This window comes from Bacillus sp. ms-22, assembly GCF_009759805.1.
Classification (GTDB): domain Bacteria; phylum Bacillota; class Bacilli; order Bacillales; family Bacillaceae; genus Bacillus; species Bacillus xiamenensis.
Window position 1 is genome coordinate 894,928 of record NZ_CP046653.1, and the last position, 21,660, is coordinate 916,587.

21 protein-coding genes are annotated in these 21,660 nt (G+C 43.4%); 16 read left to right on the plus strand and 5 right to left on the minus strand.

Features of this window, described 5'->3' with window-relative positions:
* Window positions 1–53: 53 nt before the first annotated feature.
* The 7 genes from dapA (at window position 54) to pdxA (ending at window position 9,064) form a co-directional block, all read left to right on the plus strand.
* Window positions 54–956, plus strand: a complete 903-nt coding sequence (gene dapA, locus GPA07_RS04570; RefSeq protein WP_157292099.1) for a 4-hydroxy-tetrahydrodipicolinate synthase — start codon at window positions 54–56, stop codon at window positions 954–956.
* 4 nt (window positions 957–960) lie between these two features.
* Window positions 961–2,133, plus strand: a complete 1,173-nt coding sequence (locus GPA07_RS04575) for an iron-containing alcohol dehydrogenase (RefSeq protein ID WP_157292100.1) — start codon at window positions 961–963, stop codon at window positions 2,131–2,133.
* A 72-nt stretch (window positions 2,134–2,205) separates the two neighbouring features.
* Window positions 2,206–3,612: a sodium:solute symporter family protein gene (locus tag GPA07_RS04580; RefSeq protein WP_071168630.1), complete on the plus strand. Its 1,407-nt coding sequence runs from the start codon at window positions 2,206–2,208 to the stop codon at window positions 3,610–3,612.
* Entirely contained in the window at window positions 3,609–4,784 is a 1,176-nt protein-coding gene (locus tag GPA07_RS04585; RefSeq protein WP_071168631.1) for a sialidase family protein, read from the plus strand. The genes GPA07_RS04580 and GPA07_RS04585 overlap by 4 nt, the downstream gene beginning before the upstream one ends.
* 146 nt (window positions 4,785–4,930) lie before the next feature.
* Window positions 4,931–6,715, plus strand: coding sequence for a sigma-54-dependent Fis family transcriptional regulator (locus GPA07_RS04590; RefSeq protein WP_198303839.1), 1,785 nt, complete (start codon window positions 4,931–4,933; stop codon window positions 6,713–6,715).
* A gap of 25 nt (window positions 6,716–6,740) precedes the next feature.
* Complete coding sequence (locus tag GPA07_RS04595) at window positions 6,741–8,084, plus strand: four-carbon acid sugar kinase family protein (RefSeq protein ID WP_008356613.1); 1,344 nt, start codon at window positions 6,741–6,743, stop codon at window positions 8,082–8,084.
* Entirely contained in the window at window positions 8,060–9,064 is a 1,005-nt protein-coding gene (gene pdxA, locus GPA07_RS04600; protein ID WP_157292102.1) for a 4-hydroxythreonine-4-phosphate dehydrogenase PdxA, read from the plus strand. Before GPA07_RS04595 ends, pdxA begins: the two co-directional genes overlap by 25 nt.
* A gap of 35 nt (window positions 9,065–9,099) precedes the next feature.
* Here the strand turns inward: pdxA and GPA07_RS04605 are convergent, their stop codons facing one another.
* Entirely contained in the window at window positions 9,100–9,846 is a 747-nt protein-coding gene (locus GPA07_RS04605) for an SDR family NAD(P)-dependent oxidoreductase (RefSeq protein WP_157292103.1), read from the minus strand.
* A gap of 189 nt (window positions 9,847–10,035) precedes the next feature.
* On the opposite strand from GPA07_RS04605, the gene GPA07_RS04610 reads away from it, so the two are divergent.
* The 7 genes from GPA07_RS04610 to GPA07_RS04640 all read left to right on the plus strand — a co-directional run bounded on the left by GPA07_RS04610 (window position 10,036) and on the right by GPA07_RS04640 (window position 15,516).
* The gene (locus GPA07_RS04610; RefSeq protein WP_157292104.1) at window positions 10,036–10,605 is read left to right on the plus strand and encodes a cob(I)yrinic acid a,c-diamide adenosyltransferase; all 570 of its coding nucleotides are present in this window, start codon (window positions 10,036–10,038) and stop codon (window positions 10,603–10,605) included.
* A gap of 367 nt (window positions 10,606–10,972) precedes the next feature.
* Window positions 10,973–11,365, plus strand: coding sequence for a hypothetical protein (locus GPA07_RS04615; RefSeq protein ID WP_157292105.1), 393 nt, complete (start codon window positions 10,973–10,975; stop codon window positions 11,363–11,365).
* Window positions 11,366–11,380: 15 nt separating this feature from the next.
* On the plus strand, window positions 11,381–12,046 hold the full coding sequence (gene liaH / locus GPA07_RS04620) for a stress responsive protein LiaH (RefSeq protein WP_008356623.1): 666 nt from the start codon (window positions 11,381–11,383) through the stop codon (window positions 12,044–12,046).
* Window positions 12,047–12,157: 111 nt separating this feature from the next.
* Window positions 12,158–13,027, plus strand: coding sequence for a LiaG family protein (gene liaG, locus GPA07_RS04625; RefSeq protein WP_034738503.1), 870 nt, complete (start codon window positions 12,158–12,160; stop codon window positions 13,025–13,027).
* 31 nt (window positions 13,028–13,058) lie between these two features.
* A complete protein-coding gene (liaF, locus tag GPA07_RS04630; protein ID WP_206760391.1) occupies window positions 13,059–13,823 on the plus strand; it encodes a cell wall-active antibiotics response protein LiaF in 765 nt (254 codons plus the stop codon).
* Window positions 13,820–14,884 (plus strand): two-component system sensor histidine kinase LiaS, encoded by a 1,065-nt coding sequence (liaS, locus tag GPA07_RS04635; RefSeq protein WP_008356630.1) that lies wholly within the window; start codon window positions 13,820–13,822, stop codon window positions 14,882–14,884. The genes liaF and liaS overlap by 4 nt, the downstream gene beginning before the upstream one ends.
* A complete protein-coding gene (locus GPA07_RS04640) occupies window positions 14,881–15,516 on the plus strand; it encodes a two-component system response regulator LiaR (protein ID WP_007500305.1) in 636 nt (211 codons plus the stop codon). The genes liaS and GPA07_RS04640 overlap by 4 nt, the downstream gene beginning before the upstream one ends.
* A 43-nt stretch (window positions 15,517–15,559) precedes the next feature.
* Here GPA07_RS04640 and GPA07_RS04645 read toward each other — a convergent pair whose 3' ends face one another.
* Genes GPA07_RS04645 through GPA07_RS04660 form a run of 4 tightly spaced genes read right to left on the minus strand, consistent with a single transcriptional unit; the run spans window position 15,560 to window position 19,592 of the window.
* Complete coding sequence (locus tag GPA07_RS04645) at window positions 15,560–15,931, minus strand: hypothetical protein (protein ID WP_008356632.1); 372 nt, start codon at window positions 15,929–15,931, stop codon at window positions 15,560–15,562.
* Between the two features lie 37 nt (window positions 15,932–15,968).
* Complete coding sequence (locus GPA07_RS04650; RefSeq protein WP_157292107.1) at window positions 15,969–17,090, minus strand: Ger(x)C family spore germination protein; 1,122 nt, start codon at window positions 17,088–17,090, stop codon at window positions 15,969–15,971.
* On the minus strand, window positions 17,087–18,181 hold the full coding sequence (locus GPA07_RS04655; protein ID WP_008356636.1) for a GerAB/ArcD/ProY family transporter: 1,095 nt from the start codon (window positions 18,179–18,181) through the stop codon (window positions 17,087–17,089). The genes GPA07_RS04650 and GPA07_RS04655 overlap by 4 nt, the downstream gene beginning before the upstream one ends.
* Window positions 18,168–19,592 carry a spore germination protein gene (locus tag GPA07_RS04660; RefSeq protein ID WP_008356639.1) on the minus strand — a complete coding sequence of 475 codons (1,425 nt, stop codon included), beginning with the start codon at window positions 19,590–19,592 and terminating at the stop codon, window positions 18,168–18,170. The genes GPA07_RS04655 and GPA07_RS04660 overlap by 14 nt, the downstream gene beginning before the upstream one ends.
* Window positions 19,593–19,704: 112 nt before the next feature.
* On the opposite strand from GPA07_RS04660, the gene GPA07_RS04665 reads away from it, so the two are divergent.
* Window positions 19,705–19,872 (plus strand): YvzF family protein, encoded by a 168-nt coding sequence (locus GPA07_RS04665; RefSeq protein WP_003213147.1) that lies wholly within the window; start codon window positions 19,705–19,707, stop codon window positions 19,870–19,872.
* Window positions 19,873–19,959: 87 nt separating this feature from the next.
* The gene (gene fumC, locus GPA07_RS04670; protein ID WP_008356643.1) at window positions 19,960–21,354 is read left to right on the plus strand and encodes a class II fumarate hydratase; all 1,395 of its coding nucleotides are present in this window, start codon (window positions 19,960–19,962) and stop codon (window positions 21,352–21,354) included.
* Window positions 21,355–21,660: the final 306 nt, after the last annotated feature.

The following is a 21,660-nucleotide window of genomic DNA, read 5'->3' on the forward strand; positions in this document are numbered from 1 at the left end:
GCGTTTAAATGAATATGTGTTTAAAAATGCAACATTCAGAAGGGGAGGATCTTTTGAACATTAAGGGAATTATTCCAGCTATTTTGACACCGCTTACAAAAGAAGAGGATTTTCATCCGGAAGTGACAAAGCAACTCATTGACCGTTTGATTGATTCAGGTGTGCACGGCATCTTTGCTTTAGGAACAAATGGCGAGTTTCATTTGTTTTCAGAGGAAGAAAAGCTTCAAATTGCTGAAACTGTTGTAAATGCTGTGGCCGGACGGGTGCCGGTATTCATTGGAGCAGGTGAAAATAGCACTGAAGCAACGATCAGGCTGTCAAACAAGCTCGCAGATATAGGCGTAGATGTACTGTCAGTCATCACACCTTATTTTGTTGCGCCATCACAAGAAGAGCTGTATGAGCATTTTCGCCGCATTTCAGAAAACGTGAGGATTCCCATTCTGCTCTATAACATCCCATCAAGAACGGGTGTATCACTTGCGCCAGAGACGGTTCTGCGGCTCAGCTCACTGCCGAACGTGCTGGGCATTAAGGACAGCAGTGGAGACATTGCCAATATAAAGGCTTATCTGGATGTGACAAAGGATGAAGAGTTTGTCGTACTTGCAGGAACAGATTCACTCATTTTAGAGACATTGAAGCTCGGCGGATCAGGCGCAGTTGCGGCAACGGCAAATGTTCTTCCAAAAATTGTCGTTGGACTTTATGAATCTTTTCAACAAGGTGAGCTTGATCAAAGTGAGCAATTTCAGCAGCAGTTGCAGCCGTTAAGAGCGACATTCACTTTAGGCACATTACCAGCGCCTTTAAAAAAAGCAGCAGAGCTTTCAGGACTTCCCGTTGGTCCGCCAAAAAGCCCGGTAAAAGAGCTGTCTGGAGAGGCTTTAGAAGCTGTGACACACATGATCGAGAATTATCGCACGCAAGCAAAAGCAGCAAAGGAGCAGTGAAGAGATGACGACAACGCATTATCAGTTTCAAACGGCATCACACATTGTATCTGGGGCTCATTCTCTAGAGCTCCTTGGAGAGAAGTTAGATTTATTAAGACTTAGCGGACTGACATCGATCTTTATTTTAACGCAGCCATCCATCGTATCGCTTGGTTATGCAGACCAAATCAAACGAGAGCTTGCGAAAAAAGGGATTGCCAGTGAGATTTGCACAGAGATTAAGCCAGAACCAACAGAAGAAAATATCGAGGATGTATTCCAGACATTTTTAAAAGGGGAGCATGAGGCCATCATCGGGATTGGTGGTGGAAGTGTGCTGGATGCGGCAAAAATTTTAGCTGTTCTAAAAACGAATGATCAGCCGATTTCTGCGCTCATTGGTACAAATCTTGTGAGAAAAAGAGGGGTTCCGACGATTCTGATTCCAACAACATCTGGTACGGGATCAGAGGTGACACCAAATGCGATTGTCACCTTTCCAGAAAAGGAACTAAAAATCGGAATGGTCAGCCCGCATCTCTTGCCTGACCTTGTGATCTTGGACCCGGTACTTACGCTCAACTTACCGAAACCCATTACCGCAGCTACAGGTATGGACGCGTTTACGCATGCGCTTGAATCGTATATTTCCAATAAAGCCAATCCATTCAGTGATATGTTCGCACTCGAATCCATGAGGCTGATTTCAGGAAGTATTCAAGAAGCGTATCATCACGGGGAGAATGTGAAGGCAAGAGAGGATATGCTGGTTGGTGCAATGTATGGGGGAATGGCACTCACAAGTGCTGGGACAGCAGCAGTTCATGCAATGGCTTATCCGTTAGGGGGAAAATACAAGATTTCTCACGGTGTCGCTAATTCCATGCTTCTTCCTCACGTCACGGCATTTAATGCAGATCATATCATTGATCGTCTTGGAGATGTTGCTAGGGTGATAGGGATAGAAGAAAAAGGCTCGAAGCATACGCTTGCAGAGCATTTGATTCGTCAGATTGAAGAGTGGACAGCGGATTTACACATTCCTCAACAGCTCAAAGCCTTTGGCGTGTCAAAAGAGGATGTGCCGGCACTTGCTGAAGCAGCTTCAGCGGTGAAGAGATTAATGGACAACAACCCGAAGCCAATGTCTGTCTCTGATATTGAACAGGTCTATATGAAACTGCTCGACGCCTAACTCTTCATACGTCACTCGGGATGGGACATAAGAAGATGCTTCACACGGCTTTCACACAAAGGGGGATTTTAAGTGAATGTTTTAAGCAGTTCTGTCATCACATTTATTTTAATCGTCATTATGATCTATATCCTGTTTACGACTTGGCTGACGATGCGATTCCGCAGTAAGTCCAATTCAGAATTCAACAATGCAGCTAAGTCACTTCCAGCCATTGTGGTCGGTATTTTGTTAATGAGTGAATTCATTGGAACGAAATCCACCGTCGGAACAGCAGAATCTGCATTTACGCATGGGCTGTCCGCTTCATGGTCTGTTATCACAGTTGCGATTGCCTTTTTTATCTTTTCCTTTTTCTTAGTCGGAAAGTTTTATCGAACAGGGCAATACACCATTTCAGGTATTATTAATCAGAAGTTTGGAAAATCAACGAAGCTGGTCGTCTCTGTTATCATGATTGCAGCATTGCTCCTTGTGAATCTAGGAAACTATTTAAGTGGTTCAGCTGCCATTGCATCGATTCTTGGGCTTCCTTTAATGACCTGTGCCATCATTACGGCGGTTGTCAGTACATTTTATTTTACGTTCGGAGGAATGAAAGGGGTTGCATGGGTCACCATCCTTCATTCGATCGTGAAGTATGCGGGGATTTTAATTACACTAGGGGTAGCACTTTATTTAACGAAAGGCTTTGAGCCGATGAAACAAAGCCTGCCTGATCATTTCTTTACATGGGATGGCACAATCGGTTGGGGAACGATCGGAGCTTGGTTTATAGGAAACATGGGAGCCATTTTTGCGACGCAGTTTATCATTCAGGCCATCACCTCGTCGAAAAGTGAACGAGAGGCAAAGAAATCGACCCTGTATGCAGCACTCCTTTGTTTGCCACTGGCCATTGCGATCGGGGTCATCGGTGTCGCTGCACGTTATTTGTACCCAGACATTGATCCTATTTACGCGTTTCCTGTCTTTTTACAGCATATGAATCCGATTTTGAGCGCTGTTGTGGCGACATCTCTTGTAGCATCCATCTTTGTCGGTGTGTCAACGGTTGCGCTTGCAACAACCACGCTGATCATTGATGACTTTTATGTGCCGAAAATGAAACCATCACCTGAGCAACGAATGAAGATTACTCGGTATGTAGCTGTCATCGTTGGGATTGTGCCGCTTTTGGGGGTTGCCCTTGCGCCTGAGCTGCTGTCTCTCTCCTTCTTTACAAGAGCACTTCGAACATCAATCGCTGTTGTAGCGGCAATGGGCTTTTACTTGCCATATTTTAATTCAAATAGAGGGGCAACCATTGGTCTTGCTGCTTCAGGTATTGCTACGACGGTTTGGTATTTACTCGATAATCCATTCGGTATCGATAATATGTACGTAGCGATTATCATTCCTTTCCTAGTGCTGGTGATTGATCGATTGATCAGCCCGCCGACGAAAAAGGATCAACAACTGAAAGGAGAATTATCATGACAAATGAAGACGTCTCGATCAAAATAGATGGAATATTACGACAAAATAAACAAGACCCCGCGAGAAAAGAAGCTTTTCTCCCAACAAACTGCGTGCAAAACCATGCGGCTAATCTAATTGAGCTGGATAATGGGGATGTGCTATGTGTATGGTTTGGCGGAACACAAGAAGGAATTCCTGATATCTCTATCTATATGTCAAGGCTCAAGCAAGGAAGTGACCAATGGACAGAGGCTGTGAAGCTATCCAATGATTCTACACGATCTGAACAAAATCCAGTTCTTTTTCAAGAGAAAGGTGGCAGGCTGTGGCTGCTTTATACAGCGCAGCTATCTGGAAATCAAGATACGGCCATTGTGAGATATCGTGTATCAGAGGATAGAGGAGAGACATGGGGGGAGATTGGCACTTTATTTGATCAGCCCGGCACGTTTATTCGTCAGCCTATTGTTGTGCTGGATAATGATGATTGGCTCCTTCCCGTCTTTTATTGTAAGACGATTCCTGGTGTCAAATGGACAGGGAACCGAGATGTCAGTGCTGTGAAAATTTCCTCGGATCAAGGCAAGACGTGGGAAGAGGTCATCGTGCCAAACAGTACGGGCTGTGTTCATATGAATATTGGAAAATGTGCTGATGGTACCCTGATTGCCCTCTTTAGAAGCCGGTTTGCTGATTCGATTTATATGAGCCGCTCAGTGGATCACGGACGGACATGGTCCGAGCCAAAGGCGACAGAGCTGCCGAACAATAACTCATCCATTCAATTTACGGTGCTCCAAAATGGTCATCTCGCCCTCGTTTATAACCATATCAATGCGGATGATCAAACAGAAAGAAGAGCCTCCTTATATGACGAGATTGAGGATGAAGGCGATACACGGACGGCTGTTGATACAGAGGCACGACCAGCTTTTTGGGGAACGCCTCGTGCCCCAATGACACTTGCCATCTCTAAGGATGACGGTGCAACATGGCCCGTCAGACGTAACCTTGAAATCGGTGATGGCTATGCCATGACAAACAATTCAAAGGATAAATTGAATCGAGAGTATTCATATCCATCCATCACAGAAGGAAAAGATGGGAAGCTGCACATTGCGTTTACTTTTTATCGGCAGGCCATCAAGTATGTATGTGTGACAGAGGAATGGACACATCACACGTCTTAACCGCAAGGGAGCCCTGTTTCTGTGAATTGTAACCCTCATTTGCTTCATTTATAATTGATGTTTGGAGGGTTGTCCCAATTTGTTAACCTTTGGACTCCCTCAAGGTATGTCTCACAATGAAGAGATAAAAAATGGGGGTCCTTTTCATGAATATAAAAGTGCTAGGTATTGCGCCGTATAAAGGATTGGGAGATGTATTAATCGACCTTGCCAAAGAAGAAAAAAATATCACATTCCAGCTTGAAGTCGGAGACCTTAGGTCAGGTGTTGCACTGGCAGAACAGGCAGAGGCTCAAGGAATGGATATCATTATGAGCCGCGGAGGAACAGCTGCGCTTATTCAAAAGCATGTCAACATTCCAGTGGTGGATATCCCTGTATCAGGTTACGATCTGCTTCGTGCCCTCACGCTGATTAAAGATTACCAAGGGAAAAAAGCAGTTGTTGGTTTTGAAAATATTACACAAGGTGTACGCACCATTGGAGAGTTATACGGGATTAAAATTGATATTTACACAGTGCAGAAAGAGGAAGAAGTCTGGGATCTCTTAAAGCAATTACAGGAACAAGGAACGCAGGTTGTGCTTGGGGATGTGATTACAGATAAAGCGGCCAAGGAGCTTGGGATGCAAAGCATGCTGATTACCTCTGGCCGTGAATCTGTCAAGGAAGCGTTCCATCAAGCAAAACAAATGTACCGTTTATATAAAGAGGCTACAGCTGAGCAGCGCCTCTTACGAGAAATGATTGATCAAGAGTCAAAAGGAATGCTGATCATTGATCAAGACAATCAGCTTCATTTTATCAATCAACAATTGAAACAATGGACTGAACAAGGATTATTTCCACCGTTTACATCTCATGTCGATGTGGTGGCATGGTGTCCAGCGCTTGAACCGGCAGTGAAAGCGGTTCGAGAAGGAAAGCAAAACGGCTTCTCTCAAATATCCAATCAGCAGCACATGTGGCATGTCAAAGGCAGTTTGTTATCTAAAGGCGAGATGCTGGTGACAATTGAGAAGCCTTCTGCTGTGATCAATAGAGAGGGTCATCGTATATGGACGCTGGCAGCGCCTGTTCATTCAGCACATCCATTTGCTCTTTTTACCGAACAGAGTTCAAAAATGAAAGATGTGATCCAAAGGGCAAAGGCGTTCAGCCAAACGGATCGCTCTATTTGCCTCTATGGCGAACAAGGAACTGGTAAATCAAGCCTTGCTTTTGCGATTCATCAAATGAGCGAGAGAAAAAATGAGAGCTTTATGACGGTTCATTGCAAACGTTTGACCGAACCGGATGATGTAAAAGCCATTCCGGTGCATCAAAAAGGAACGATCTTTCTGAAGGATATTGATGGTGTCCCAATGGATATGCAGCCACTCATTGTCGAGCAGCTTTTTCATCATCGGCAGCACATTCGCTGGATGGCTGCATCTACAGTGGATTTGTTCAAATTGATGCAATCTGGAGCATTTAGTGAGGAACTATATATGTGCTTACAGGAGCTCACGATTCATGTCCCGCCGTTATCTGAACGGGCAGAAGATATTGAGGATATGAGCCGGTTATTTATTGCCGAACTGAATTCTCTTTATGGTACGCAGGTTGTCGGGCTGTCAGCAGAGGTGATAGAAGCCTTTCAAAATCAGAGATTTAGAGAAAATGTCCGGCAGTTCAAGCGGATCATGGAAGAGCTTGTGCTGACGACAAAAAGCGGATATATCACATTGAGTAAAGCGAAGACAGCAATTGATCAGCTTGCGTCTGAACATGAAGAAAAGCAGCTGTCGAGCTATTTACATGGCACGCTTGATGAAATTGAAAGACGGATTATTCGAACGGTGCTAGAAGAGGAAAATATGAATCAATCAAAAGCAGCGAAGCGGCTGAATATCAACCGTACGACGCTGTGGAGAAAGCTAAAGGAATAATATGCAATGAGACCGAGGTGTCTAAATGACAAACGATCTATTAAAAAAAGGAGCGAACCTAGAGCAAAAGGTAATCATTGTGGCGGATGATTTAACAGGCGCAAGTGATACCGGTGTTCAATTTGTGAAAGCAGGCTTAAAAGCCTCCGTACTGTTCAAGCCGTCATTTGATGACATCAGCCGGTACAAGGAGGAGGATGTACTGATTGTCGACACAGACTCACGAAGTATGCCTTCTGAAAAAGCGTACAATGAGGTCAGTCAAGTGGTGCAGCCATTTTTACAAGAGCATTTGCACCTTTTCTTTAAAAAAGTAGATTCAACGTTAAGAGGAAACATTGGGATTGAACTGCAGGCACTGATGGATCTTGGCCGGTTTGATGCAGCCGTCATTGCCCCCGCTTATCCCGATGCAAAAAGATCTACTGCTTATGGCATTCATTATGTGGAGGGTGTGCCTGTTCATCTGTCAGAGGCAGCAAAGGACCCGAAAACGCCTGTCCTGACATCCAGCATATCAGACTTAATTGCTGAGCAGACAAATGTCAGACCAAAAAATCTCACGCAGCAAGCGATCCATTCAGCGCTAACCGACACGAGTCATGAGGTCGCATCTTTATTGAAACATGGTCATCAATGGTTTGTGTGTGATGCAGAAACGAACAATGATTTAACTCAGATTGTTGAATTGTTTATGAAGATGGATCAAAGAGTGCTATGGGTCGGTTCAGCAGGACTGGCTAGTGCATTATCAGCTTATGTTGCGAAGCAACGAAGCAGCATTCGTCCTAAAAAAGAGCCTGTTCTCATCGTATCAGGAAGTGCTTCTCAAAAGACAAATGAACAGTTTGCTTACTTACGAGATCAGCATGATTGCCTTGAGGTGAAAGTGAACCCGCTAAATGTATTAAACGGCTGTGAAGCGTGGGAAAGAAAATCAGTCATGGATCAGCTGCTTATGCGTCAGGATGAAGATATTCTTCTTTATACGGACGCAAGGCCTGAAATCGTTGAACAGATGCTGGCTTACGGCAAAGCAAAAGGAATGACAAGACAAGAGGTCGGGAGTACCTTGTCTGTCTGTCTTGGAATGATCACAAAAGACATTGTTGAATTAACAGGGGTGAAACGCCTTTTTTTAACTGGCGGTGATACAGCACGTGCGATATGCCATAAGCTTGGAGCGGGGGGAATTCAGCTGCTGAAAGAAATTGAACCCGGCATCCCGCTTGGGCGGCTCGTTGATACTCATTTATATGCGGTCACCAAAGCAGGGGCATACGGTCAAAAAGATTCTGTGCTCCATGCGGTAGAAGTGCTGAAAAACATAGAGGGGGAAGACGAATGTCAAAACCAATCATTGCTGTAACGATGGGAGATGCGGCTGGCGTTGGTCCTGAAATTATTTTAAAAGCCTTCCAGCAAAGCCGTTTACATGAAGAAGCTGTTCTATTTGTGATTGGGGACACCAGTATATTAAATAGGGCGAAAGAGTTTGTGGATACAAATGTGGAGATTGTCAGTATTACAGAGCCCGAGGAAGCGGAGCAGGTAAAAGCTGGCGCAGTTCCCTGCCTTGATCTTAAGCTTTTAACTGGTGATATACCGGTAGGGGATATTTCAAAAGAAGCAGGGAATGCCGCTTTTCGATATCTTGAAAAAGCCATTACACTGGCGAATGACCGAAGAATTGATGGGATTTGTACAGCACCGTTAAACAAGGAAGCACTTCATAAGGCAGGTCATATGTACCCAGGGCATACGGAAATTTTAGCTGATCTGACGGGTACGGAGGATTATGCCATGATGCTGGCGGCTCCCAATTTAAAAGTGGTGCATGTGACGACACACATTGGATTAATGGATGCCATTTTAAAAATCAACCCAGAGCGTGTATACACAACGATTAAGCTGGCTCATGAGACACTCGTCCGTTCCGGTATCTCTGCACCTAGAATTGCTGTATGCGGCATTAATCCGCATGCTGGGGAGAATGGGCTGTTTGGGAATGGAGAAGAAGAGGAAAAGATCATCCCAGCGGTGGAACGAGCACAGGGTGAAGGGATTCAAGTATTTGGCCCGCTGCCAGCTGATACTCTGTTCTTTAGGACAACAAGAGGTGATTTTGATATCGTCGTGGCGATGTATCATGATCAAGGACATGGGCCTATTAAGGTGCTCGGCTTAGAATCAGGTGTGAACATTACGGTAGGTCTGCCTATTATCCGTACAAGTGTTGATCATGGAACGGCATTTGATATTGCAGGGACAGGAAAGGCTGATTCTGCGAGCATGGAAGAGGCCATTAGACAGGCGATCATGCTCTCTGGTACGAGAGAAAAACGATAGGAACCAAAAAGAGCCGTCATATTGAGGCTCTTTTTCTAGTTCATATACGTGCCGCCATTCATATTGATGGTTTCTCCTGTAATGAAATCAGACTGATCAGAGGCTAAAAAGGCGACCACGTTTGCGACTTGCTCCGGTGTCCCAATTGTTTTCAGCGGAATCCTTTCTAACACAGCGCTGCGGTATTCAGCACTCCACTGTTTACTCATATCGGTTTCAATAGGGCCAGGACAGACAGCATTTACATGGATGCGGTGCGCTGCTAATTCTTTTGCGAGATGCATCGTTAAATAATTGATCCCGGCCTTTGATGCCCCGTAAGCAGGTGATGCATTATGATGAGGGGTTTTGCCGGTTGTCGAGCTCATGTTAACAATTTTCCCGCCTTGCTGTTTGATCATGTCAGGTATGACAGCTTGGCACATGAGAAACGTACCGGTTAAATTAATATCGATCAACCTTTTCCATTCATCAACGGATGTATCGACTGTTGATTTTCGCAAATTGACCCCGGCGTTGTTAACCAATATATCAATCTGTCCGAAATGTGTTTTTGCTTGCAGAGCGAGGGAGGCCGCTGTCTCTGGTAAGCTAGCATCACCGGCTACATAAACAGCGCATGTCTCTTCTTTATTCAGTGCGGAGCAAGCGTCTTGCAATAGATCTTCATTCGTTCCGCTCAATACAACGCGAGCCCCCTCACGGACGAGTGCCTCTGCAATGGCACGGCCAATTCCTCTGCTTGCCCCTGTAATAATCGCTACTTTGTTTTGTAAAGTCACATACATCCCGCCCATCTTTTAAAATTAAAAAGCGCTTTCATTCTATTATAAAGTGTGGTGTTTCATCATTCAACATATATAGTGGGATTGAAGAACGTTTGAGAAAAAGTGTTTCATAATAAAACAAATACATCTTTTACAATACAGGGTATACTAAAAGGAACAAGAAATGGACAAGGGGGAACCGCAATGAAACTTTATACCAAAACCGGTGATCAAGGTCAAACCGGCTTGATTGGCGGGCGAACGGATAAAGACGACATAAGAGTAGAAGCGTACGGTACGTTAGATGAGGCAAATAGCTTTATTGGGCTTGCCCATGCAAACTTACGGCGGCATGGCAAATTGTTTCATGATATTCTGTCTGAGCTGATTGTCATTCAACATGAGCTCTTTGACTGCGGCGGCGATTTGGCAGCGGTGAAACCACCGAAAGAAGGCAAGCTAACGGAAAAATCTGTGGCAGCCCTTGAGCAAAGAATGGATGTCTATGTAGAAGAAGCTGCGCCACTCACCAAATTTATTTTACCTGGCGGCCAGGAAGGCGCTGCCCTCTTACATGTGGCGCGGACAGTTGTCAGAAGAGCCGAGCGGCATATTGTGACACTCGCGAAGCAGGAGGACATTCCAGCTGTTGCCCTCACATATGTGAACCGTCTATCTGACTATTTATTTGCAGCCGCCCGTATTGTGAATCATCGGCTCGGTGAAGCTGATGTTGAGTATGAACGAAGTGCAGATGTGTTCCGTTCTAAATAAGGGAAAGCACTCTTCTAATCGAGGAGTGCTCAGCGTGTAGACAAACCCTCGCATTCTCCCGCAGTCCTGCGTGCCGGTGATCACGAATGTCAAATTCGCTCCGCGCCGGTACTCGTCCTTCCTAGACTGCAAAGGTTTTCATGTCACGCTGAAAAGAAGACAAAGGGCTAAAATCAAGATCATTTTAGCCCTTTGTCAACAATCTTAGCACTCTTCTAATCGAGGAGTGCTTTTTTTAATGGATTCAATCGGTCAGTCTGAGCATCGTTACGACTCTGGTCGCAATCAAAGATCAATCTACGACACGTTTTGCCAGCTTTCTTTTTCGACTATAGTAAAAGCAAGGAGCAAGAAAGGAGGCATGAAGATGAAAATAACAAGTAAAACCATCATCGGTTCGATTCTAATGTTTGTCGGTTTATCCATCTTTTTTGGTGGTTCATTAGGGGGGCTGATCCCAACTCTAATTGGGGCGTGGCTCATTTACGCAGGTGTCAAAAAATATGATAAAGGCAGTAAAACAACAGGTGTCATTCTCGCTGTGATCGGTGTACTGCTCGTCGTGCAATCTCTGCCATTTTTACTCGGAATCGCATTTGCCGCAGCGCTTCTCTACTTTGGCTGGAAAATGATAAATGGTGAATCAACAAAACAATCATCAGGCAGCTCATATATGGAGCCAAACACGACGCCGAACATGGATAAACCCATTCACACGTCATTTGATCAAGAGTGGGAAGACTTTTTAAAGAAAAAATAAAGGGAGGAATATCAAATGGTATTAAGAAGAGTAAGGGATATGTTTGTTGCAACAGTGAATGAGGGCTTAGATAAAATGGAGAATCCACGTGTCATGCTCAATCAATACGTTCGTGATATGGAAGGTGATATGGCCAAAGCGAAACATGCGATCATCAAACAGCAGACCATTCAGCAAGGCTTCCTGCGAAAAGCAGAGGAAACAGAAGCACTTGCTGGTAAGCGGAAGAAGCAGGCTGAGCTGGCATTTCATGCAGGAGAAGAAGAGCTTGCACGAAAAGCGCTCACTGAAATGAAGTATTTTGAAGAAAAGCACAACGAGTATCAAGATGCCTACCAGCAATCTGTGAAACAGCTGAAAGAGCTAAAAGAACAATTGCAGCATTTAGAAACAAAGATGCGTGATATGAAAGACAAGAAGCAAGCGCTGATTGCAAGAGCAAATGCCGCACAGGCAAAGCAGTATATGAATGAATCCATTAATAAAGTAGATAGTGAAAGTGCATATAAGGAATTCTTACGAATGGAGAACCGTATCGAGGAAATGGAGACAAAAGCGGGCAGCTATGCACGATTTGCAGGTCAAGGTGCGTATGCTCATCTAGATTACGATGATGAGGTTGAAAAGGAATGGCAGAAGCTGAAGCTGGAAAAAAAGCCTGAACAACAGCAAGCAAACTAAGGAAAATGTGTCAAATCGGAAGAAAAGCAGGTTTTTTCTTCCGATATTTAATTTCTTTCTGATTCGCTTTTCCTTATAATAAAAAGGTCAAAGGGTAAAGGGATGGTATAAATGAAACGGTTAATCGGTCTAATTTGTATACTTGTTGGTGTTTTGTTAATGATTGGGATGCTTTTCAAAAATGGAGATCTCTTTCATTTGAGCTTTTCTAAAGAGCAAGCGGTGACAACAGCTTCAGCGAAAAAGGATGAGATTGATCAATTAGATATCTCTCTTTCTGGATTTCGTGTGAAAGTGAAGCCTGAGAATCGTTCTGATATTTCCGTAATGGTCGTAGGTGGAAAAGGGAAAATGTATGCGGAGCAAACAGGCGGGACATTCAAAGTTCGTGCTGAAAATAAAGGGTTTTTGTTTTTCTCTCAATTTGAAAAAGGAGAACTCTTAGTCAAAATTCCAACAGATTATCATCAAGATGTGAAGATTACAGGTGGAAGCGGCGTGAGTGAAGTAAATGGCGAAGGAAAGCTGTCTCTTCAAGATGTGACGCTCAAATCAACAAGCGGAAACCTCACAGCTGAGAATTTCTCAGCAAAACGTGTGGAAATTAAAGCAACCTCTGGCAGACTCTCAGTGTCTCATATTGATGCGAAGGAAAGTGATATTGGTGCAACTTCAGGTCGTGCCGATATTCAAGATATAAAAGGAAAGCTGCAACTAGGCATGACAAGCGGCAGGTTGACGGCAAGTTTTGATACAATTGAGTCACCGGTTGACTTTCATATGACGTCAGGCAGTGCGACACTTAACTTGCCAGATGAGGGAGATTTCAAAGTCCAAGTGAAAAAAACGAGTGGAAGCGTCGATCATTCGTATCAGTTTGATCAAGCGGATAGTGAAGGTCGAGGCTTTACAGGCACACGGGGAAATGGGGCACACTTAGTCGATATTGAGATGACAAGTGGAAACTTAAAACTACGGTAATGATACGTCATAAAGGAAGGGGGCGAGTCAACTGCGTTTTTCAAGAAATCAAATTTTAGGCATCATTGTTGTGATTTTTGGTATCAATCTTTTTCTCAAAATTATTGGGATCGGAGCTGACCTATTTTGGCCAGTGTTTTTTGCACTTGCTGGCTATTGGCTGCACTCACGATCCAAACGTTGGCTCGGTTCGGTATCCTATATTTTTGCCGGCTTTCTCTTCCTGAAGTTCCTGCTAAATATCACGTTTAGCTTAACGGGGTATTTATTTGCTGCTTTTTTGATCTATGCGGGCTATCGTTTAGTAAAGAACAAACCTGTTTTTGATGTCGATAAAAAGGAGTCGAGAGACGAGAAAAAGCCTTCATTGAAAGTCGATCTTGAAAAAAAGAGCGGTCAAAAGAAAACAAAAAGCCAGACAAAGCCACGAAAAGAACATGACTTCTTTATTGGGGAAGTCAGGCTGATGAAAAAGCCGTTTCAATTAAGTGATTTGACGATTTCAGGCTTCATTGGTGATGTCAAAATCGACTTATCAAAGGCCATCATCGCCGAGGAAGAAAGTACCATCGTCATTAGCGGACTCATCGGAGATGTGGATATTTACGTTCCGCAGGACATTGAAGTGTGTGTGAGTGCTTCGGCTGCGATTGGTGATATGAAAATCATTGATGAAAAAAGAAGCGGATTTGGCAGTAAAGTATATGTGATGACCAATGATTACGATGAGAGCAAGCGAAAAGTGAAAATCTCCATTTCTCTACTGATTGGGGATGTGGACGTGAGGTACTTATGAGAAAACTGCATTTAGGCATCCAGTGGCAATCTGTTCGTCTCGCAGTTGGTATCTCGCTTGGTGTTGTGATCATGACGACACTGCCGATGTTTTTTTATTATCAGCTTGACCCCATGATCTTGCTGTCTACACGGTGGTTCGGCATCCCGTTTTTTTGCATTTTACTCATCATTAGTCTTGTCATTGGTGTATCAGCCGGCCATGTGTTTGGCTATCAGCATAAGAAGCGCCTGGATCAGATTGTGGAGTCAATCTTGAAGTTTGAAAATGGGAATTTTGCGTACAGACTGCCGTCTTTAGGTGATGATGAAATTGGTTTGGCGGCTGATCAATTAAATGAAATGGCAAAACGGATTGAAGGGCAAGTAGCCTCTTTGCAAAAGCTTTCGAATGAGCGTGCTGAATGGCAGGTTCAAATGAAAAAATCGGTTGTTTCAGAAGAGCGTCAGCGTCTAGCCCGTGAACTGCATGACGCGGTCAGCCAGCAATTATTTGCGATTTCCATGATGACCTCTGCGATTCTTGAAGGCATGAAGGAAAAGGATGAAAAGATTCTAAAGCAAATGCGTCTTGTCGAACGAATGGCTGGCGATGCACAAAATGAGATGCGTGCACTTCTTCTGCATCTAAGACCGATCACACTTGAAGGGAAAGACTTGAAAAAAGGCTTGATCGAGCTGCTTAATGAATTTCAGGCAAAGCAGCCAATTGATATTGATTGGGAGATAGAAGATGATGTCCCGCTGTCTAAAGGAGTGGAGGATCATCTGTTCCGAATTGTGCAAGAAGCCCTTTCCAATGTGTTTAGGCATGCAAAGGCGACAAAGGTGACGGTACGTCTGCTCATTCGAAACCGTCAAGTTCAGTTGAAAATTATCGACAACGGGATCGGTTTTCAAACGGATCATGTGAAGACCGCTTCCTACGGACTTGAATCAATACGGGAAAGAACAAGTGAAGTAGGCGGTGTCGCAGAGATTATGTCATTTGAGGGAAAAGGCACACAAATAGATGTGAAGGTTCCCATTTTTGATGACGGAAAAGGAGAGAACGTTCGATGATTCGAGTGCTTTTAATTGACGATCATGAAATGGTGAGAATGGGGCTTGCTGCCTTTTTAGAGGCACAGGCTGATATTGAAGTGATCGGTGAAGCGTCAGATGGACAAAAAGGTGTAGAACTAGCGGTTGAATTAAAGCCAGACGTGATTTTAATGGATCTTGTCATGGAAGGAATGGACGGCATCGAAGCAACGAAAAGAATTTGTCAGGAAATAGAGGATGCCAGAATTATCGTGCTGACGAGCTTTATTGATGACGACAAAGTTTACCCAGTCATTGAGGCTGGTGCTTTGAGCTATTTATTAAAAACATCGAAGGCAGGGGAAATTGCTGATGCCATTCGATCTGCCAGTATTGGAGAGCCGCGGCTTGAATCAAAAGTAGCGGGAAAGGTCATGAACAAACTCCGTCATTCATCAAATGGGTCGATTCTGCACGATTCGTTAACCGCAAGAGAAATGGAAATATTAAAGCTGATTGCAGATGGGAAATCGAATAAGGTCATTGCAGAGGAACTGTTTATTACCATCAAAACAGTCAAGACGCATATTACGAACATTCTTTCCAAGCTTGATGTAGAAGACCGCACACAAGCGGCAGTGTATGCCCATCGCCATAAGCTGATTCAATAAAAAAAACAGCTTTCAAATGAAAGCTGCTAGAACATGCGTGAAATTAGTCCTTCTGTCCTGTGATTGGACGTTCGGAGAGTTGATGGAGCTCTGGAACTGGGAAAGCCTCCTCCTGCTCCTTGGCCGATTTGTCTTCCAGGGTTTTCTTCATCTCGGATAGCAGCTTTACGCTTTCCTTTGCCACTGCCGCTTTTTTCTCCTGCAAATCAATGATCTGTGAAAGTCCAACAAATAAACCGCCTCCCACAAGAAGGAGCGCAGGGGTTTGTCCATAATAAATCACGATCAAAAATGTGCTTGTAAAGCTGTCGGCTTCAATGAAGAAATCTTCTTTTGATTGCACGAATACAACGATTAACAGAAGTATTCCTAGAATCAAAAATAGAATGCCGGCCGAAAGTAAAGCTCGTTTCATGATTGACACCCTTTTTTTCTTACCATTTTAACATACTCTATAAGGATTGTGTTGCGCCCTTAGTCCCGAAGTCACGGATTTTCACATTTGCCTTGTAACGAATATCCGATTCACTAAAAATATCATCCCAATTTTTCGCTTCCTTTCGGTATTCCTTCGGATACGCAATACTTGCTTTTTGATAAAACCCACAAATATCTGCTTTGATCTCGTGCTGTAATTCTTCGATGAAATCTTTCACGTTTTCCTCTAGTCTTCGTGCCACGACTTTCTCAATCTCTTGGATGTATTTTTCATTAAATGAATTTTCTCGTTCATTCCAGTCCTCAGACAATCTTCCGTCTAGGTGAACTGATACATCGAATTCATATCTGCCACTGGCTGTTTTACGGGTCTCGATGTTGTGTTTGAGTTTAAATATTTCAAACGAATAGATGCTGTGATCATATTCAAATTCAATCACTCCGCCCTTGCCGTCCCCTGTCAGCAGATTGTATGATTGAACCGCTAAGGGAGAGATGTTGGTAAGAAACCGTCTATTCTTAATGATAGAGGCGCCGTCGATCATTAATTTCCCTTGATTGACACTGACTTTCGGAATGGCAAAGGATACGTTGTTTTGCAAAGCAGAGGAGATATCTCCTAATGAAACGGACTTAAGCATACGAACGGTCATTTTCATATTTGCAGAAATATCATATAAGGTGGAAGAGGCGGGCTGTCCGTCATCATTAATTTTCAGCATGTCTCCAGGCTTTTCGGAAGCCATAAAGACAAGGCTGCCCCTTCGTGTTTCATTGTCCCGAATGAATTGATTGATAACCAAATCAAAATTATTTTCTTGAATAAGCTCCTGAGAAAACAAATAAATTCTTAACTGCTGAGCGAAAATACGATGCGCCTTTAAAGCAGTTGTGCGAAAAATTTGATGCACTGAATCACCATTTGTTTCAATGATTTTCGTCGGATCTTTGACACTTGCTTCTTGATCAATCTTTTGCGGAACAAGCACTTGCATAGACAGTTTTAATTTATGCCCCTGATCGCCTTTATCCACTGCAAACCCAATCGCCATGTTGAGCTCCTCGATATTAGTACTATCCCAGCACCCGCTTAATAAAACAAGCGTCAGGAAAGCAAAGACCGCTTTCTTTTTCATGCTGCTTTTCGCCTCCTTTTGAAAAACACAATGATGAATAAGAGAAATGGGAGGATGCCGAATAACAAGAAAAATAAGTTGTTGACATAGGCTAAATAAACCCGAACCGTATCAACATCCTTTGGGAAAATGGCGGCAAGATAGATGACGACGGCCATTAAACCAAGCACCACTTTTTTTGGAAACTTGGTCAGTTTCGATACCCCCATTGCGGCAAAAAACGTATACCCTACAAAGCTCGTATAAAGCTGAACAAGCCATACGATCAAAAGAAAGGATTCAATCCGTTCAATAAAGATCCCTTGAATATCAAATGATTGAAACAATGCAATGGTCGGCCAGGTGAGGGTAGCCGTTTCTTTCACCGTGAGCGCACCAACTACAAGGATATAGGTGAAGATATAGATGATCGCAGGAATTAAAAAACCGACGGCCCCATAAGCAAAGGTATGTTTCTGCGACTTCATATAAGCGGGCATGAAGAGCATCATTTCAATGCCGACAAATGAAATGGCAGAAGCATTAAAGGATTGAAAGACAGGGGAGAAGCCCTCTCCAAGCACTGGCCGGAGGTTATCGAGCTCAAACTCTTGTACACTGAGTCCATAGGCCACAAATAAGATAATGAGTGTGACAATGAGAAAAAAAGGACACAGCCTCGCAAAGTCGCCTATACCGCCAATCACAAGATAAAAGCCGACCAAAATAAAGCTGAGCATCGTCACGGCTATAGGTGTGTTTTGAAGCAGAAAGAACTTCACCATTTCCGACATCGAGCGTACTTCATAGCTGGCGACGCCAAGAAAATAAATAATGATCAAGAGGTTGGCAATGGTGCCGATCCACTTCCCAAGCCCTTCGTTTGTATAATCATAGTAAGAGGAGAAAGGGACTTTTTTCATCATGAGTACATTGGCAAAAATAAAGACAATGTAAATGACGCTCATTAGTAAGAGTGCAATCCAGCCGTCAGGTGTGGACGCTGCCTGAGCCATTGATCTGGGCAGAACCAACATACTTGCGCCTAGTGTGGTATTCGAGATAATGGCACTTGCCTGATAGCTTGAAATTGACTCTTTATGATTCACCATATCGTTCTCCTTTCTTTTGACTTTTGAGCGGAAGTCGAATGATGGAATTGTCTTTGTTTTTATAACTGAACACAAAATCTGGTGAGAAGTAAGGCGTCCCAAAGCTTTTTTGCCTCGTCAAATGTGTCATCAGAACGAGCATGAATAAAACAATCCCATATAATCCAAAAGTAGCCGCAGTAAACATGGACACAAATCGGAGCACACGAAAGGACATGCCCATTCCGTATTGCGGAACCGTAAAGGATGCAAGAGCGATGACACTGACGATAATGACCATGATGGAGCTCACAATATGAGCCTGTACAGCCGCTTGTCCAATGACAACTCCGCCCACCAGTCCAATCGTTTGACCAAGTGGATTTGGTAGTCGTAAGCCGGCTTCCCGCAACAGTTCAATGGTCATTTCCATAATAAGTGCCTCGACAATAGGTGGAAAAGGGACATTCTCTCTTGTGCTTGAAATCGAAATAGCCAAAGTGGTGGGCAGAAGACCTTGATGAAAGGAGACAAGGGCAATATAGATGGCTGATAAAAACAAGGTGAGAAAGATCGAGATAAACCGCAACAATCGTATAAGAGAGGCGGAAATCCAGCGCTCATAATAATCATCAGGTGACTGCATAATCGTCGCAAGGGAAGCAGGCACAATTAATATAAAAGGTGAATGATCGACAAAGATAGCGACGCGTCCGTTGTTCAAAGCAGAGGCAACTTTATCAGGCCGTTCTGTATTTTGAATTTGCGGAAACGGCGAATACACATTGTCTTCAATGAGTTCTTCAAGGACGCCAGAGTCTTGTATGTCATCAAAGGTGACTTGTTTGAGCCGTTTTTTCACTTCTTTTAAAACAGAAGGATCTACGATATTGTCAATGTACATAATGGTCACTTGGGTGAGTTTCTTCTGACCGATTTTCATATCGACGGTTTTGAGATCAGGATTTTTCAAGCGCTGTCTGACAAGAGCTAAGTTCGTATCTAAATCTTCAATAAAGCCAATTTTCGGCCCTCTTACCACGGTTTCAGATGTAGAATCCCCTAAACTACGTTTCATCGCTCCATGTGTTTCTAGAATATAAGCATGCTGAAATCCGTTAATCAGAACGACACAATGTCCTTCGAAAATCGCCTCCAGCAATTCTTCAGAGGTTTTCACAGAACGGGTGGTCATCATTGATAAATTGGATTCCAGCTTCTCTTTTGTCAAAGAGGAATGATCTTGCAGCAGCAGCTTTAAGAAGGTTTGAATCTGCATCGTTTCGTTCATTTCTTTAATGTATAAATAGTAGACAACCTGTCCGTGAGGTAATGTTTTTTTCTCATGGATCAAATCATCCATGTCCTTTAACTGCGGGAGAATGACAGAGAGATTATCGTATAAGTGCTCTTTTAATGGAGTCTGTTTCAAAAGGATCACCCGCCTCAACATTTTTTCTTAGCATTACCTGCTTGAAAAAACAATATTCTGTGTTACATTATTTTGTGGTAAAAGAAAGAATGAGGGTTTTGGAGGACACAAGATGGCACAAATTCGTTTAGCAGGTACAAAAGAGGAGATCGACCGTATTCTACAGTCATTTGACAAGCATTATGAGGTGACCTATACATCAAAAGATTACGGAAAAACGAATCCGAAATACAAATATTCCAAAGATGTCCGCGTTTATATTGAACTAAAATTAAAATAAAGATAAAATTTTAATTGAAAACGCTTAAAGGATTTTCGTTTTTTGTATAGAATAGAGTTGAGTGATGAAGCTATGGAGGGATACATAATGACGGAATTTAGAATCGAAAAAGATACAATGGGCGAAATCAAGGTGCCAAAGGACAAGTTCTGGGGTGCACAAACACAACGAAGCAAAGAAAATTTCAAAATCGGTTCTGAGAAAATGCCAAAGGAAGTTGTGAATGCGTTTGCAATTTTGAAACGCAGCACAGCGATTGCCAATGAACGTCTTGGTAACCTTGAAAGTGAAAAAGCAGAAGCGATTGCTGCTGTATGTGATGACATCATCAGTGGAAAATATGACGAGCATTTCCCGCTGGTTGTCTGGCAAACAGGCAGTGGAACGCAAAGTAACATGAACATGAACGAAGTTGTTGCAAATAGAGCAACTGCTTTCTTGAAAGATAAAAATAGTGAACTCAGCATTCACCCGAATGATGACGTTAACCGCAGCCAAAGCTCAAACGATACATTCCCAACAGCTATGCACGTGGCAGCTGTTTTAGCTGTGCACAAAAAATTAATACCTGCTATTGACCAATTAAGAGCGACACTTGATGAGAAAGCACAAGCATATCAAGAGATCGTGAAAATCGGCCGTACGCATTTGCAAGATGCAACGCCGCTGACAGTTGGCCAAGAGATTAGCGGATGGGTGTACATGCTTGATCGTTCAAAAGAAATGATTCTAGAATCTACTGAAAAAATGAGAGAGCTTGCGATTGGTGGAACGGCTGTCGGTACAGGAATTAACGCACATCCTGAGTTCGGCAAATACGTGGCTGAAGAAATCAGCCAGCTGACAGGTCAAACATTTAATTCTTCACCAAACAAATTCCATGCGCTAACAAGCCATGATGAAATTACGTATGCACACGGTGCTCTAAAAGCACTTGCAGCTGATTTAATGAAAATTGCCAATGATGTCAGATGGCTTGCAAGTGGCCCGCGCTGTGGAATTGGCGAATTGATCATTCCTGAAAATGAGCCAGGCAGCTCCATTATGCCAGGAAAAGTCAACCCAACCCAAAGTGAAGCTTTAACAATGGTTGCAGCGCAAATCATGGGGAATGATGCAACGATCGGTTTTGCCGCAAGCCAAGGAAACTTTGAGCTGAACGTATTTAAGCCGGTCATCATCTATAACTTCCTGCAATCAGTTGAACTGCTTGCTGACGGCATGAACTCATTCCATGACAAGTGTGCCGTTGGAATCGAACCAAACCTAGAAACAATCGAGAAAAACCTGAAAAATTCATTGATGCTTGTGACGGCGCTTAATCCGCACATCGGATATGAAAATGCAGCGAAAATTGCTAAGCTTGCGCACAAAGAAGGGTTAACGCTAAAAGAAGCAGCCCTTCAATTAGAGCTATTAACAGAAGAGCAATTTGAAGAGTTTGTGAAACCAGAAGAAATGGTGACACCAAAAGCAAAATAAGACAACAGGGGCCCGCTGCCCCTGGTTTTTTTGTGGGAAAAATGATGAGATGAATGGTGGTTGAGAACGTGAAGACGAGATTGATTAGAGTGAAAAACACGTGAAGTCGAGTTTTTTCAAGCCATATCTCAGGGATACAGAGGAGTCTGCCCTTTTTGTTATAAAGTGATCAAAGGCGCCCGCAGGATGGGGATCATCTTTGATCTCTCATTTTGAGCTGTCAGAAGAATCACTTGAAGATGTTTGAAGGTAACGATATGTTTTGAAACCAAGTTGCTCTGATTGTATGAGCACACTATCAGTAAA